This is a genomic window from Cryobacterium sp. M23, from assembly GCF_002929655.1.
GTDB classification, from domain to species: Bacteria; Actinomycetota; Actinomycetes; order Actinomycetales; family Microbacteriaceae; genus Cryobacterium; species Cryobacterium sandaracinum.
This window is the reverse complement of the sequence record NZ_PJJV01000068.1, coordinates 71,001-84,881: the sequence shown is the minus strand read 5'-3', so window position 1 is coordinate 84,881 and position 13,881 is coordinate 71,001. Positions and strand designations below refer to the sequence as shown.

12 protein-coding genes, 1 tRNA gene and 1 pseudogene are annotated in these 13,881 nt (G+C 65.3%); 5 read left to right on the top strand and 9 right to left on the bottom strand.

Annotated elements, in window-relative coordinates; genetic code table 11:
* Positions 1-209: 209 nt before the first annotated feature.
* A complete protein-coding gene (locus tag CXY82_RS08310; RefSeq protein ID WP_370443691.1) occupies positions 210-1,259 on the bottom strand; it encodes an IS30 family transposase in 1,050 nt (349 codons plus the stop codon).
* A gap of 511 nt (positions 1,260-1,770) precedes the next feature.
* On the bottom strand, positions 1,771-3,015 hold the full coding sequence (locus CXY82_RS08305; RefSeq protein WP_104170493.1) for an IS256 family transposase: 1,245 nt from the start codon (positions 3,013-3,015) through the stop codon (positions 1,771-1,773).
* Positions 3,016-3,793: 778 nt separating this feature from the next.
* On the opposite strand from CXY82_RS08305, the gene CXY82_RS08300 reads away from it, so the two are divergent.
* Complete coding sequence (locus CXY82_RS08300; protein WP_104170492.1) at positions 3,794-4,009, top strand: hypothetical protein; 216 nt, start codon at positions 3,794-3,796, stop codon at positions 4,007-4,009.
* 377 nt (positions 4,010-4,386) lie between these two features.
* On the opposite strand, the gene CXY82_RS08295 is transcribed toward CXY82_RS08300, so the two are convergent.
* From CXY82_RS08295 to CXY82_RS08285, 5 genes and pseudogenes are all read right to left on the bottom strand, one after another.
* Entirely contained in the window at positions 4,387-5,922 is a 1,536-nt protein-coding gene (locus CXY82_RS08295; protein WP_104170491.1) for an HNH endonuclease signature motif containing protein, read from the bottom strand.
* A 268-nt stretch (positions 5,923-6,190) separates the two neighbouring features.
* Positions 6,191-6,679 (bottom strand): hypothetical protein, encoded by a 489-nt coding sequence (locus tag CXY82_RS17930; protein ID WP_233199262.1) that lies wholly within the window; start codon positions 6,677-6,679, stop codon positions 6,191-6,193.
* A 118-nt stretch (positions 6,680-6,797) separates the two neighbouring features.
* Positions 6,798-6,854 (bottom strand): annotated as a pseudogene (locus CXY82_RS18565) (hypothetical protein); the annotation flags it as partial.
* A 92-nt stretch (positions 6,855-6,946) separates the two neighbouring features.
* Positions 6,947-7,567 carry a carboxylesterase family protein gene (locus CXY82_RS17580; RefSeq protein ID WP_199180916.1) on the bottom strand — a complete coding sequence of 207 codons (621 nt, stop codon included), beginning with the start codon at positions 7,565-7,567 and terminating at the stop codon, positions 6,947-6,949.
* 124 nt (positions 7,568-7,691) lie between these two features.
* Complete coding sequence (locus tag CXY82_RS08285; RefSeq protein WP_104170490.1) at positions 7,692-8,426, bottom strand: flavodoxin family protein; 735 nt, start codon at positions 8,424-8,426, stop codon at positions 7,692-7,694.
* 126 nt (positions 8,427-8,552) lie between these two features.
* Between CXY82_RS08285 and CXY82_RS08280 the strand changes: the two genes are divergently transcribed.
* From CXY82_RS08280 to CXY82_RS08265, 4 genes are all read left to right on the top strand, one after another.
* Positions 8,553-9,902: an MFS transporter gene (locus CXY82_RS08280; RefSeq protein WP_370443690.1), complete on the top strand. Its 1,350-nt coding sequence runs from the start codon at positions 8,553-8,555 to the stop codon at positions 9,900-9,902.
* 48 nt (positions 9,903-9,950) lie between these two features.
* Positions 9,951-10,023, top strand: a tRNA-Arg gene (locus CXY82_RS08275).
* Positions 10,024-10,131: 108 nt separating this feature from the next.
* Positions 10,132-10,974: a UbiA family prenyltransferase gene (locus tag CXY82_RS08270; protein ID WP_104170489.1), complete on the top strand. Its 843-nt coding sequence runs from the start codon at positions 10,132-10,134 to the stop codon at positions 10,972-10,974.
* Positions 10,971-12,431, top strand: a complete 1,461-nt coding sequence (locus CXY82_RS08265) for an NAD(P)/FAD-dependent oxidoreductase (protein WP_104170488.1) — start codon at positions 10,971-10,973, stop codon at positions 12,429-12,431. Before CXY82_RS08270 ends, CXY82_RS08265 begins: the two co-directional genes overlap by 4 nt.
* A gap of 321 nt (positions 12,432-12,752) precedes the next feature.
* On the opposite strand, the gene CXY82_RS08260 is transcribed toward CXY82_RS08265, so the two are convergent.
* Positions 12,753-12,944 carry a DUF1918 domain-containing protein gene (locus CXY82_RS08260; RefSeq protein WP_104170504.1) on the bottom strand — a complete coding sequence of 64 codons (192 nt, stop codon included), beginning with the start codon at positions 12,942-12,944 and terminating at the stop codon, positions 12,753-12,755.
* 110 nt (positions 12,945-13,054) lie between these two features.
* Entirely contained in the window at positions 13,055-13,504 is a 450-nt protein-coding gene (locus tag CXY82_RS08255; RefSeq protein ID WP_104170487.1) for a MarR family winged helix-turn-helix transcriptional regulator, read from the bottom strand.
* Positions 13,505-13,881: the final 377 nt, after the last annotated feature.

Sequence of the window (13,881 nt, the reverse complement as noted above, 5' to 3'; positions counted from 1 at the left end):
GAAGTTCCTGACGCGGCCGGCGCTCCGGCGGAAAAATACCAGGGGAGTCCTATTCTGCAATTCCTGCAATAGATGCATTACAAGCTGACATAATCGACAGTATCGGCTGTGGCACCTGGCGAGGACGCGCAGGCCAGACACAAGTCATTTGCCGCACGGCCCCTTGGGGCAATCTGTCTCATAACCAATGCGTGTCATAACTGGCGGATTCAAGTGGGGGTGTCTGCAACACCGGTTTGATTTGTTGGGTTCGAGATTAGCGTGGCGAGGACTTCTGCGGGCGTTCGGTAGCCATGGCGTTTGCGGGGCCGGCGGTTGAGCTCCGCGGCAACGTTTTCCAGTATCCCGGGCCCGTGGAAGGACAGGTTGGTACCCTTCGGAAAGTACTCGCGCAGGAGCCCGTTGGTGTTCTCGTTGCTGCCACGCTGCCAGGGCGAGTGCGGATCGCAGAAATAGATCGGCATCCCGGTCGCCATCGTGATTTCCTGGTGTCGGGACATCTCCGCTCCCTGATCCCAGGTGGTCGAACGGCGCAGCTGTTCCGGGAGAGTGTTCATCGCGACGATCATCGCGTCGGCCACCGTGCGAGCGGTGTGATCCCCGGGCAGATGCAGCAGCATCACGTATCCCGTGGTCCGTTCGACGAGTGTTCCGATCGCGGACTTCGACGAGGTCGAGCCGATGATCAGGTCGCCCTCCCAGTGCCCAGGAACGGCGCGGTCCTCGATCTCCGGCGGGCGGTCGGAGATCATCACCATCTCCCGGAATCTCTGCGGCCGCGGACCCTCCGGCCTCTGCGGCCGCCGTGTTACGCGCCCTGAGCGCAACGCGGTGGCAACTTCCAGGCGCAACGATCCGCGGCCCTGCACGTAGAGGGCCTGGTAGATCGTCTCGTGTGACACCTGCATCTCCGGATTCTCCGGATGCTCGACTTTCAGTCGGCCCGCGACTTGTTCCGGGCTGAACCGATCGGTGAGCATCGTGGTGACCTGTTCCCGTAACGCTAACCCGTCCAGCTTCTGGGCTCTGGGCCGGCGAGCCCGCGCCCAGGTTTGCTCCTGCGCGAGCGACGGCACGTAGCGGCCAGTGACCTTGTTTCTGGCCACCTCCCGGCTGATCGTTGATGGCGCCCGGCCCAGAGCCGCGGCGATGCGGCGCACCCCTTGACCGCGGGCGAGCTGGAATCCGATCTCTTCGCGCTCTCGCAACGATAAGAGTCCGGCACGGGCAACACTGAAATCCTGAACCGGTGATGGCAGCACCTTCTGATGCTGGCTTAACCAACGATACCCAGTCGGTCGCGACACCCCAGCAGCCTGCGCCGCGACGGCCACCGATAGCCCCGCGTCCAGCCCATCCCAAAACGACAACCGACGCTCAAAGGCGACCACGGTCGAGCCATCGACAACACCCCACAGAACTCAGGGTGTTGCTCTCACCACCTGAACTCGCCACACATGAGATGTAAGACGACTCGAAGCCCGGCAATGCACATCGCGCGGCCACAGAACGCCGCCATTCGCCAAACTCCACAGGCGTGAAATACATACGCCTGAAGCCAAGTTGGGGTACTCCCACATTGTCATCTCGGGACGAGACCTATTAGGCGTAGACGCGCCAGGCAGGGCTCAGACGGTCAGCCCACGTTGTATGACCGCATAAGTTCCTTGAAAGAAAGTAACGCAAGAATCAAAGTCGGGCGCGCTGCCGTTGGTCACGTTCCGCTGGGTGGTGTAATTCCTCGTCACCGTGCGGGTCAGTTGGTTTAGTTTAGGCGGCAGCGAGTTCTGGGAGAATCACCGCCTCGTCGATGACTTCGATGGGGTTGTTCATTGTGGTCAGCTCGAGCATGGAGGCTTCGGAGAAGTAGCGGCGTTCGCCAGCTTCCCATTCATCGTGTTGCTCGATCAGGACTGACCCAGCCAGGCGCAGCAGGGCGGCAGCGTTGGGGAAGACGCCGACGACGTCGGTGCGGCGTTTGATCTCCTTGTTGACCCGTTCCAACGGATTCGTGGACCAGATCTGTCGCCAGTGGCGCCGCGGAAAAGCAGCGAACGCGAGCATGTCGGGTTGCGCGTCGGCGAGCATCGCCGCAACTTTGGGGTGCGAGCGGCCGAGCATGGTGGTGACCTCGCGGAACTGCTTCTCGATGTGTTCGCGGTCGGGCTGGGCGAAGATGGTGCGGATGATTGAGGCGACCATCTCCTGCGATCCCTTCGGCACGACCGCGAGGACGTTGCGCATGAAGTGCACCCGGCATCTCTGCCAGCCAGCGCCTTGAAAGACGGTCCCGATGGCTTTCTTCAGCCCGGTGTGAGCGTCAGACATGACCAGCTTCACCCCATCCAGACCTCGAGTCTTCAACGACCGCAGGAAGCTGGTCCAGAAGCCTTCGTTTTCACTGTCACCAACGTCGAACCCAAGAACTTCCCGGCGCCCGTCGGCGGCCACGCCGACCGCGACGACGACTGCTTGGGAGACGATCCGGTGCCCGACGCGCGCTTTGCAGTAGGTGGCGTCGAGGAACACGTAGGGGAAGTCTTGTGCGGCGAGGGTCCGATCCCGAAACTCCGCCACTTCCGCATCGAGGCCGGCGCAGATCCGGGACACTTCCGACTTGGAGATCCCGGTATCAGCGCCGAGGGCCTTGACCAGGTCGTCGACCTTTCGGGTCGAGACGCCGTGGACGTAGGCCTCCATCACGACCGCGAACAGGGCCTGGTCCACCCGGCGGCGGCGCTCCAGCAGCGCGGGGAAGAACGACCCGACGCGCAGCTTCGGGATCTTCAAATCAAGATCCCCGGCCGTGGTCGACAACGTGCGGGATCGAGTCCCGTTGCGGTGGGTGGTGCGGTCTCCGTTGCGTTCGAACGGGGCGGCACCGATGAACGCGGTCGCCTTCGCATCGATCAGTTCTTGATAGAGAGTTTCGGTCGCGACGCGGATGCGGTCGGTGACATTGGTGAGTTTGAGTTCTCCCAGCAGGTCAAGCAGGGCAGACTGGTCTAGAGCCATCGTGTGGTGTCCTTTGTGAGTTCTTTGATCGGTGCTCACTGACCATCCCACGGTGGCTCTTCACGTTGACGAAACAACACTCAGAAGCCGGAAACCACACCACTCGCAGGGACGTAACCCTGCCGTTTCTACACTCCGGGCTGAGAACTATTTGTTGCACTCCCATGAAAAGGTTCGCCGTCTCCTCAGCGATGTCTGCAATCGCAGCGGGCGCTGAGGAGTTGTCCACAATTGGTCGCAGGTCGGCGCTCAACAGAGCGGCCGCAGTGAGGAATGCATCGATTTGAACCCAACACGGGTCTACCTGTGCCCGTAAGACAGGATCATCACCGGCAACCCCTGAGGAATCTGCGGCTGCGTATGCCTTGCAATCCACTGATTCCTGGGCTGACGCGTCCAGAATGCCGGCTCTCGCAATGACGATGTTAACGACTTCCGCGGTCGTGACCGCGGGGGCGGCAGCCTGTGTTGCAGCAGGCGTGAACGGGATTGCCTGTCGCTTGTCATTCTCGATGCCGGTGGAACATGCAGTTAGGACAACCAACCCAATGGCCAGCACCCCGATTCCGCCGAGAAGTCGTCTGATGTGCATTTGTTTCCCCGTTGCTTGTGAATTTGAGAATACCGCCGACATTCCGTTCGTCGGTGCGTAAACCGCGAGTGGCGCACAGCACCAGGCCATCCTGCCGCATGATCTGGCGTGGGAATCCGGCGGGCGCTCGTCTAAAACTTCTTCACTAGTGTCGTTCTGCCGCCGCTAACCAGTCCATACGGCGTCGTGCTCTGGTTCCTTGATCGCGGAGTCGGCTTTGTCGTCGCTCACAGCGACGACAACTCCGCGAACGTCGTCGAGAAGCTTCTTCCGGATTTGATTCCTCCGACCCCCAAAGAACGCGAGGAAGTCGGAAAGCTTGAGGGGCAGGTCGTCGAGGAGTTGTCCTCGAGGTACTTCGCTCTTCTCGCCTCCGAGATAAAGTGTGTTTCGATGAAATGACCTCATTTTCGGCTGGCGTCAACAGAAGCCAAGTTATTCGCTGCGCCAAGCTCCTCGAGTTGTTGGGGTCTGGTCAGCTGTCGGTATGTCAGACTCCTCGGCGCAGGCCGGCATCGCTAGGACGGCGACCGATCGGGCACTGAGGTGGAATTAATTCGGCGATGTGATGGAATCGGAACTATTCGTTGCAGCTCCCTTTAGCTCTATGAGTGACCTGCGAGAATTACGTGAACTACCCACGCTTCTCGTTCCTCCGCATCCCGGTTTTTCTCACTGGGTGCAAGGGTTTTTCTGTCCCGGAACGCACCGGTGACTTGATTCCGGAGGCTCTAACCAACGTCCGTGTCTGAGCCATTTGGTGACCCGATCCCGAAAAATCACGCCAACGTTGGTTGAGCCTGTCGAGCCCCCAACCGGTTCCCTCCCCCAGGCCGCCAGGTGCGGGTGGGGTCGTAGCAGTAGGGTGCCCTGACTTGGGGTTTGCCCCGGATCATGCGGATGTTCCAGCCGGAGGTGTCGATGCTGTGGTGGTGGTACCAGCAGAGCAGTACCCCGTTGGTGATCTCGGTTTTTCCGCCGCGGTGCCAGGGGATGACGTGGTGTACTTCGCACCAGGCTGCGGGCACGGTGCAGCCGGGGATGGTGCAGCCGCCGTCGCGGGCGGCGATGGCGCGGCGTTGGGCCCGGTTGAAGAAACGATTCTCGGTGCTGAGGCTGAGGACCTCGTTCCTCAGGCCGAACACGATCTCCTGAAATCCGCCGGCGCAGAGCGCCTGCTTCACACTTGTCAGCGAGATCGGCGCTTCGACGCCGTCGATCCAGCCCACCCCACGGTCGGCGGCCAGGTCGGCCTGGTTGACGTGGATCATGACGGTGGGGGCGGCGCCGCCCATGGTCGGGGTTCCCGGGGCGCGGATGGCGGCTTCGAACACACCACGGAGGATGTCGGCGCGTTTCTGACCGCCGTTACGGTCGTCGCTGAGGGCCGCGGCCTCGGCGCCCGGGATCAGCTGCCCGGCCGCCATGCGCGCCTGTTCCTCGGCCGTGGGGAATGCCGGGGTGGCGTGGGCGGAGAGGTACGTGTCGAAGGTGGCGTTCATGATGCCGCGGAGCTCCGGCGTGACGCCGCCGCGGAGCGGGTAGAGGCCGTCACGGAAGAGCCCGAAGCCCACAGTGCTGCGGGCTTCGGCGACGGGCTCGTTGGGGGCGGTGCCGTCGGGATCGAGGCGAGCCTGCCACTGCCCCGCCATACCCCGCACCAGGTCCGCAGGAAACGCGAACCCCTCACCCGGAAGGCCCTGGGTTTCGTCGGTGACGGCGCCGGTCGCGCTGGCCACCAGGGCACGTTCGGCGGTGCCGAGGTCGTCGGGCGCGACCCGGGCCGCGACCTGGTCGAGGGCGGTGACGATGTTCTCGGCCGCATCCACGCCGAGGTCCCCGGCGGTGAGGGAATCGGCCACGGCCGGGTAGTAGGGCGGCAGCATGCTGGTGCCCGCCCGGCGCGGGGTCACGTTCTCGCCCAGGCGCACCCGCCGGTTCGCCTCACGGGAAGAGACGCGGGTCAGACGAGTGATCAGGTCGATGCCGCTGCTGGCCCCGTTCTTATACGCCAGGGACTCATTGCCCAGGATACGGCGGCACCGCACCGAAATGTCGGCGGCAGAGGCAACCCTGGCCGCATCGATCCGACGGCCGAGGTCTTCAACCGTGCCCAGCACCATCATCGCGTCCGCCTCGCCCAGGAGGGAAAAGGACACCGAATCCAGCACGGCCGCGGCCAGGTCACGCGCCTGCTGCAACTGCTGCACGAGGGATGATTGTGCACGGGGTGACTGCGCGAGGGGTGACTGCGCGAGGGAAGACACCGCCTGCGGTGAGGCGGTGGGGTGGTGCGGAGTGGGGGCCCCAGCCATACCTTAATAGTAAACGTATACGAATGTGCAGTCAAGAGGTTCTGCACGAGTATAGAAAGTAATTCGGTCGGCCCGGTGCCGTGGTGTTGGCTACGCACCGGCATCCGTTGCTGTGATCTCAGGCACCCGGGCCCCTAACGAATTCGACGGAGATTTTACCGATTTCGAGCCCAAACGGATGTTCTGGGCCAGTTCTGAGCAAAATCTCCGTCGAATTCGTTCGGCCGGTGGCCGGCGCAGGAGTAACGGGGAGCTCACGCCGACGGGCTCAACCGCCGCTACCCGCTAGAAGTGCGGCAGGAACTCCTGCCAGACCGCCCGCCGCTCTCCTCGCGGATCCGATTCGATGCGATCGACCTCGTCGATGATCAGAGTCAGCCGGTCGGTTTCCGAGTAGGTCGGCCAGGTGTCGTCGGGCCGCCTTGTGCAGGCGAAGAAGCCAGTGCAGGCGCATCCGTTCGCCCGCAATGATGAAGAGTTCCCGCCCGCCGAGCAGGGTCATGGCCCGGGCCGTGGGGCCGTCGACGTGGTCGAACAGGGCGAACAGCTCGATTCCGTGTGTGGCGCCGATGCCCAGCATGTGCATAAGCCGCGGGGCCAGGTCGAACCGGTACGTGTAGACCGGCGCGACCCGGGAGTGGAAGTCGCCGATCTGCAGGCTCGGATACCAGAACACGAAATCCCCGCCGAAGTCCGACGACGACCGTTTCGCCGGCAGGCTCGCGTAGACGGAGCGCATCGCGTCGTGCGAGCTCACCGGGGCGTGGTCGAACGGCCGCGATACGCGTCGGCGACTTCGGCAGGGTGTCCACCCGGCCCCGGAACAGCGACCCCTCCCGCTCGTTGGTGCCGATGATCAGCGGCACCCGGTGCGCGGTCCCGTGACGGAAGGCGTCGAGCGGCCGCTCGGGCAGGAAATCCCCGTCGATCACCGGGATCAGGCAGAAGGTGCCCGGGTTGGCATCCGGCGTGCGCGCCTGCAGCGCCACGGCCGCCTGGGTCAGGTCGGCTACCGCGGCGGTGGTCAGCAGCTCGTTCGGCGACAGGCGTAGGCGTGCGGCCGCTGGGAGCGCAACTCCACCACGAACTCGGCGGCCCAGCCCTCGGTCAGTGAGTGCGAGAACGACGCTCTGGTCGGGGGACTCTGCGCGATGGCGCGGGCGAACAGCCCCGCGGCGGAGGGCGTCGCCATCAGATGGAGCACCGCGTTGGCGCCGGCCGATTCCCCGAACACGGTCACGTTGTGGGGGTTCCCCCCGAAGGCACGGATGTTGTCGTGCACCCACCAGAGGGCGGCCACCTGGTCGCGCAGCCCGGGATTGCTCTCCAGGGGCCGTTCCGATGTCGAATACCGGGAGAAGTCGAGGTAGCCGAGGGCACCCAGCCGGTAGTTGAAACTGACGCAGACCACCCGCCCGGTGCGCACGAAACTTTCCCCTCGGCCGGTGAAATCCTGCGAGGATCCCACGCTGTAGCCATCGCCGTGGATGAAGACCATCACCGGGCGGCCCAGCCGTCTACGCGACGCCGACGCCGGCCGAAGCACGTTGACACTCAGGCACTTCTCACCGGCTGTGGGGCCCGGAACCGCAGCTCGCCCACGGGTGGCGCGGCGTAGGGGATGTCTCGCCAGGCCGAATGCCATTGTCGTCCACGCCGCGCACGATCCCGCCGGTGACCCGCACGTCCAAGCGGCTCCGCGGGGAGGCCGGCGCCACCTCGCGCAGGGTCGCGGTCATGGCGTCCTCACTTCGGGCGCGTCGACGCCGCTATCGGTACTCCGGGTTCGGCTGGAATCCGAATCGCTCGCCCTCGTCCCAATCCGCGCGGAGGTTCCCGTACGCGGGGATGCCGCCGTTTGCCTTCAGCATTGCGGCCAGGTGCATCAGGTTCCAGGTCATAAAGGTCACGTTGCGGTTCGTGAAGTCGCTGTCCGGCCCCCCGGAACCCGGGTCCAGGTAGCTCGGGCCCGGACCGATCGCGCCGATCCAGCCGACGTCGGCCGTCGGTGGAATCGTGAAGCCGATGTGCTGCAAGCTATAGAGCACGTTCGACGCGCAGTGCTTCACGCCGTCCTCGTTGCCGGTGATGACGGCCCCGCCCACCTTGCCGTAGTAGACGTACTGACCCTTGTCGTTCAGCTCCCCCGACATGGCATAGAGCCGTTCGATCACGCGCTTGGTGACCGAGCCGTTGTCGCCGAGCCAGATCGGCCCGCCGATCACGACGATGTCGGAGGCGCGCACCTTGTCGAACAGGGCGGGCCAGGCATCCGTCGCCCAGCCGTGTTCGGTCATGTCTGGGTAGACGCCCGAGGCAATGTCGTGGTCGATGGCCCGGATGTTCTCGACGTGGACGCCCTGCTCGTGCATCAGGTTGATGCTGAGGTTCATCAGGCCCTGTGTGTGGCTGATTTCGGGGCTTCGTTTGAGGGTGCAATTGATGAACAGGGCCCGAAGGCCAGCGTATTCGAAGGATGCCTGGGTGTTGCGGGTCGCGGTCATGGCGTCAGTTTTGCACCTGCCCCAGACCTCGTCTAGGGCCACACCGGGGCCCGCGCCCTCCGGATCGGGCCTTCGATCGGGCCGCGAATCGGGTTAACTGGGAGAGTGATTTCCAGAGAGCATCGGGTGTTGATCGTGGCCATTCTGGCGTCGTTCGTGGCGTTCCTGGACGGCTCCATCATCACGGTCGCGCTGCCGGCGATTTCTCGGGAACTCGGCGGCGGTCTGGTGCTGCAACAGTGGGCGGTCGACGGCTACCTGCTCTCATTGGGCGCCCTGATCCTCGTGGCCGGGTCACTCTCGGACACGTTCGGCCGGGTGCGGGTGCTCCGGATCGGGCTGGTATGGTTCGGGATCACCTCGCTGGCGTGCGCGGTCGCACCCTGGGGGAGTGCGCTCGTGCTGGCCCGGGTGCTGCAGGGCGTGGCGGCGGCTCTGCTCGTGCCGAGCTCCCTGGCGCTCATCACCTCGACGTTCTCGGGGGTGGCGCAGGCTCGAGCGATCGGGGCCTGGACCGGCTGGACGGGCATCGCGGGCATCATGGGTCCGGTGCTCGGCGGCATCCTGGTGGACACGCTCAGCTGGCGCCTGATCTTCGGGCTCAACGTGATCCCCATCATGGTTACCCTGGTGCTGCTGGCCGGCCTGGACGAGCCGGTGCGCACCCGTCCGGCGGCCCCCATCGACGCGTGGGGCGCCGGCCTGGCCGCGCTCGGGCTGGGCGGTCCGGTCTTCGCCCTGATCGAGCAGGGGCGGCTGGGCTGGGCCAGCCCGGTCGTGTTCGTGCCGCTTGTCGTCGGGCTGCTGGCCTTCGCGGGGTTCCTCTGGTGGGAGGCGCGCGCGCCGCATCCGATGATGCCCCTGAGCCTGTTCAAGATCCGCAATTTCGGCGTCGGTAACATCGCCACGGTCGGTTTCTACGCCGCCCTCGGCCTCGGTTTCTTCGTGTTCACGCTCTATCTGCAGCAGGTCGGCGGCTTCTCGGCGACCGTAACCGGTTTCGCCGGCATCCCGGCGACCGCCATGCTCCTGCTCTTCGCGACCCTGTTCGGCACCCTGGCCGGCCGCTACGGACCGCGCGCGTTTATGACCGTGGGCCCGATGGTGGCAGGAGCCGGATTCCTGCTGCTACTCGGGGCGGTGCCGCCGATCGCGCTCTGGTCGCAGGTCGTGCCGGCCGTCGTCGTGATCGGCCTCGGCCTGGCCATCACCGTGGCGCCGCTCACTTCCGCGGTCCTCGGTTCCATCCGGCCCGAGCAGGCCGGCATCGGCTCGGCCATCAACAACGCCGTCGCCCGGGTGGCCGGTCTAGTCGCGGTAGCTCTGGCCGGCACGATCATCGGAACTACGCTCGACGTTCCGGGATTCCAGCGCGTGATGGTCGTCGTCGCGGGCTTGATGTTCGCCGGCGGGCTCGCCTCCTGGCTCGGAATCCGCACCTCGGGTCCGGTTACCGCGCCGGAGCATCCCGAATAACTGCTATAGTTTTCAAGTTGTCAGAGAGTACTTAGCTCTGGGCAGCCTGCGCTCGTAGCTCAACGGATAGAGCATCTGACTACGGATCAGAAGGTTGGGGGTTCGAATCCCTTCGGGCGCACATCTGGACCCCCGCAATCAGCAGATTGCGGGGGTTTCCTGTTTGTCCGAAATGCATGGGCGTCGGCACCCGAAAAAACGCGGTCTCTCGCAGCGATAGAGTGAGAAAGTGCTCACCCGCCTGGTTCAGATCTCCCGACCGGTGCTCTGGGTCAACACCATCGGAACCACCGTCATCGCCATGTGGCTGGTCGGGGATTTGTGGCGGTGGGAGATTGTTCCGCTGCTCCTCTGGGTGACGCTGCCGTTCAACCTGCTGATCTACGGTGTGAACGACATTTTCGACCAGGAAACGGATGCCCGGAACGCCCGCAAGGGTGGCCTCGAGGGGGCCCGCATCCTCGGCTCGGAAACCCGCGCCATCGTGCTCGGAGTCGTGCTGACCAACGCGCCTTTCGTGGCGTATTTCCTCGCTACGTTGCCGGCGGCGGCGCTCGCCTGGATCGCCGCGTACATGGTGATCTTCATCTTCTACTCGGCACCCCCGCTGCGTTTCAAAGCCCGGCGCTACCTCGACTCGCTCAGTAACGCCGCCTACGCTTTCCCGCTGGTCTTCGTGCCTCTCGCCCTCGGCGAGTCACCGGTCTGGGCGACGGCGATCGGACTGATGGCGTGGAGTGTGGCCAAGCACACCTACGACGCGGTGCAGGACATCGACGAGGACCGTGCAGCCGGAATTCAAACCACTGCCGTTCTTCTCGGCGCGCGCGGCGCCGTGGTGTGGAGCGGCGCGTGGTGGGCCCTGTCCACCGTGGGTTTCGCGCTGATCAACTGGCCGGTCGCCGTGGTGAATGCGCTCATCGCCGGCTGGCTGGTGGGGTCGCTGGGGCGCAGCCCCACGCCGATGACGGCCCGCCGAATGTACCGCTACTCGATCGCGTTCCCCTACGTCGCAGGTTCCGTCGCCGGGGCCCAGCTCGTGGCAGTTTTTTTGCTCAAGGAGCTCCTATGACACGATCCCGCAGGAAGACGAACCTGACCCCGCAGCGCATCGTCGTGCTCGGCGCGGGAGTCGGCGGGCTCACGGCCGCCGCGCTGCTGGCCCGCGCCGGCCATTCGGTGACGGTGCTGGAGGGCTCCGACTGGATCGGCGGCAAGAGCCGACGACTCGAAATCGACGGGCAGCACGTGGACACCGGACCGGCGCTGGTCACCTTCCCTCTGGTCTGGGAGGAGCTGCTGGCCCGCTACGACGCGCTCGGCGCCCGCCGCTCTGTTCCCGCCGAAGCCGCCGCGGTGGCCGCGGTGACGTTGCGGAGACTGCCTGAGGTGGGCCGGTACTTCTACCGGGGAGCGGACGCCGTCCTGCCGGTGCCCGCCGGTCACCCGTGGCACGCGGCCTGGACCCGGTTCGAAAAAGAACACGGTGGCCTCGGGCCTCAACTCACGAGCATGCTGACCGCCGACCCGGCCGATCCGGCATCGCTGCCGGCCGTACGCAACGTGTTTCGGCTCTACGGCACCCGCCTGACCACGCGCAGCTTTCTCGACGGCCTGAGCTGGATGCCCGAAGGCCTGCGTGAGGTTATCGCCATCCACACCCTCAATGCCGGTGTCTCTCCCCGGCAGACCCTCGCACTGTACGCGAGCATGCCGGCGATCATGGCCAGGGACGGCGTGTGGGTTCCCGAGGGCGGTGTGAACGAGCTGCCGCTCGCATTGCACCGGCTCGCGTTGAACGCCGGCGCGGTCGTGCGCATTAGCGAGCCCGTCACCGCCGTGTCGAAAGGGCTCGTGACCACGGCGACGGCGACGCATCCGGCCGACGTGATCGTGAGCGGGCTCGACCGTGGGGTGCTCGACGGGCTGCTCGGCGTGCCGCCGGTCCGGCCACGGAAGCTGTCCTGCTCCGGCGTGGCCATCTATGCCGTGCTTGAGACCTCGTTGCCGGAGGGCACCGCCACGCATTCCGTCGTGTTGCCCGACGACCCGGCCGCCCTGCACCGCAGTCTCGATGCCGGGGCTGTGCCCGAGCAGACGATGGCCTTCCTGAACTATTACCGGCCGCACGAGGTCTATGCCAACGACCGGGCCACCGTGGCGGTGCTCCTCACCGCGCCCGCTGACGGCCGCCGCTATGACCTCGACAGCCCGTGGGTGGCGCGTGAGGTCGCGCGGGTCAGCGCCGCCGTGGGCCTGGACCGGCCGATCAGCGAGCTGTTCCGTGATCACGTCGTGCTTGATCCGCGGTACTTCGCTGGCTGGGGCTCCACCGGTGGTGCGCTCTACGGCGCCACCAACCCGCTCTGGCAGAGCGGGCCGTTTCACCGCCCCGGGTACACCAGCCGGTTACGCCCGTGGCTGTGGCGGGTGGGGGCATCGGTGCACCCCGGCGGCGGTATACCGGCCGTGCTCGGCGGCGCCATGACAGCGACCCACAAGCTGATCGGCCGCCTCGACGCCCGCTGACCGAGGAGTGACGGCCGCCGGATCAGCGAACGGCCAGGACCGGCCGAGGCAGATGCGCCGACTCGCGGCGCACATTGGTGCGATCACAGCCGGAGCAGGTCAGCACGTAGACGGGGAGGGCGCGGTGCGCGGCGTGCGCCGGGTTCGGCGTCAGGCGAGCTGTCGAGTGGCAAAAAGGACACGTGATTCTCATGGCTGAAGCTCCTGATCTTGTACCCGCCACGATCTGCAACGCGTGTTTCGAAGTTGACTCAGGTGATGTCGGCGCAGTACCCCCTTGACCTGGCCGGATGCGTGTGCCGCACCCTCCGGCATCCTGTGCTAGCGAGGTTCGATGTGCTCGATCATGAAGTCCGTGCCGGGGAACAGGATGCTCTCATGCCCTTCGCTGAACCGCACGAGGTAGGGAGGTTCGCCGTCGGGCCCGCGAACCTCCACGATCTCACCGTGCCGGTCCGGTGCTTCCACCGTCTTTCCTCGGATGACGACCCGGTCTCCCTGCGCTGCATGCATGGGAATCACCTCCTCGCGGATCACCGTACGCTCGCTCGCGCGCCCTGCACAGGGCAGAGAGAGGCGGCGCGCCGGGTTCCGTCAAGGCGGCGCAACCTGGGCGGCGCAGGTCAGTCCGCGCCATGCAGGCGATCGCAGAGGGCGGTGAGTTGCAGGAGCTCGTCGGTGCCGAGCGTGTCGCCGATGCGGTCGGTGATGGTGCCCATGTGCTGGACAGCGACCCGGCGGAACAGGTCGAAGCCGGCATCCGTCAGTTCGATCAGGGCGCCGCGGCCGTCAGTAGGGTCGGTGTGCTTCCGCACATAGCCCCGCGCGGCCAGCCGGTCGACCAGACGGCTCACGCTCGGCTGGGTCAGCAGCACCTGCCGATTCAAATCGCGGAGCCGCAGGCGCCGGCCGGCGGCCCGGGACAGGTTGAACATCACGTCGTACTCGTTGAACGAGATGTCATGAGCCGGAAAATCGGCGGCCAGGCTGCGCATAATGGCAACCTGGGCACGAAACAGTGATTCCCAGGCGGCCACGGCCACGGCTCGATCGGTCACGCTGCCTCCCCACATCCTTGATCTCCAAGAATAGGGACTCGGCATCGGGCCGCCTCCCCCACTCGTGGGGATTTGAACAAAAAAAAAAGAATGACAAACAAGTGGCGCTTCGTTATGCGTTCGTTATATATTCGAAGTGCGTCAACCGTTTGCTGTGGCGGAAGACGCGAAATGTGATTGCAGGACACTCTTGGTGCAAGGGAAGAGGGTCGGTCGTAGCTACTACGACCGGCCCTCTGTCACGCCATCGCCGTCGAATTGTTTTGCAGCGTCGCTCCCGGAAGGCCAGAACCGACCGCAATTTGTGGATGCTGTTCATCTCAGGCGGAGCGCCGTGCCCGGTGTTGGACCAATTCGACGGAGATTCTGGTCTGAAACTGCTTTTCGGAGTA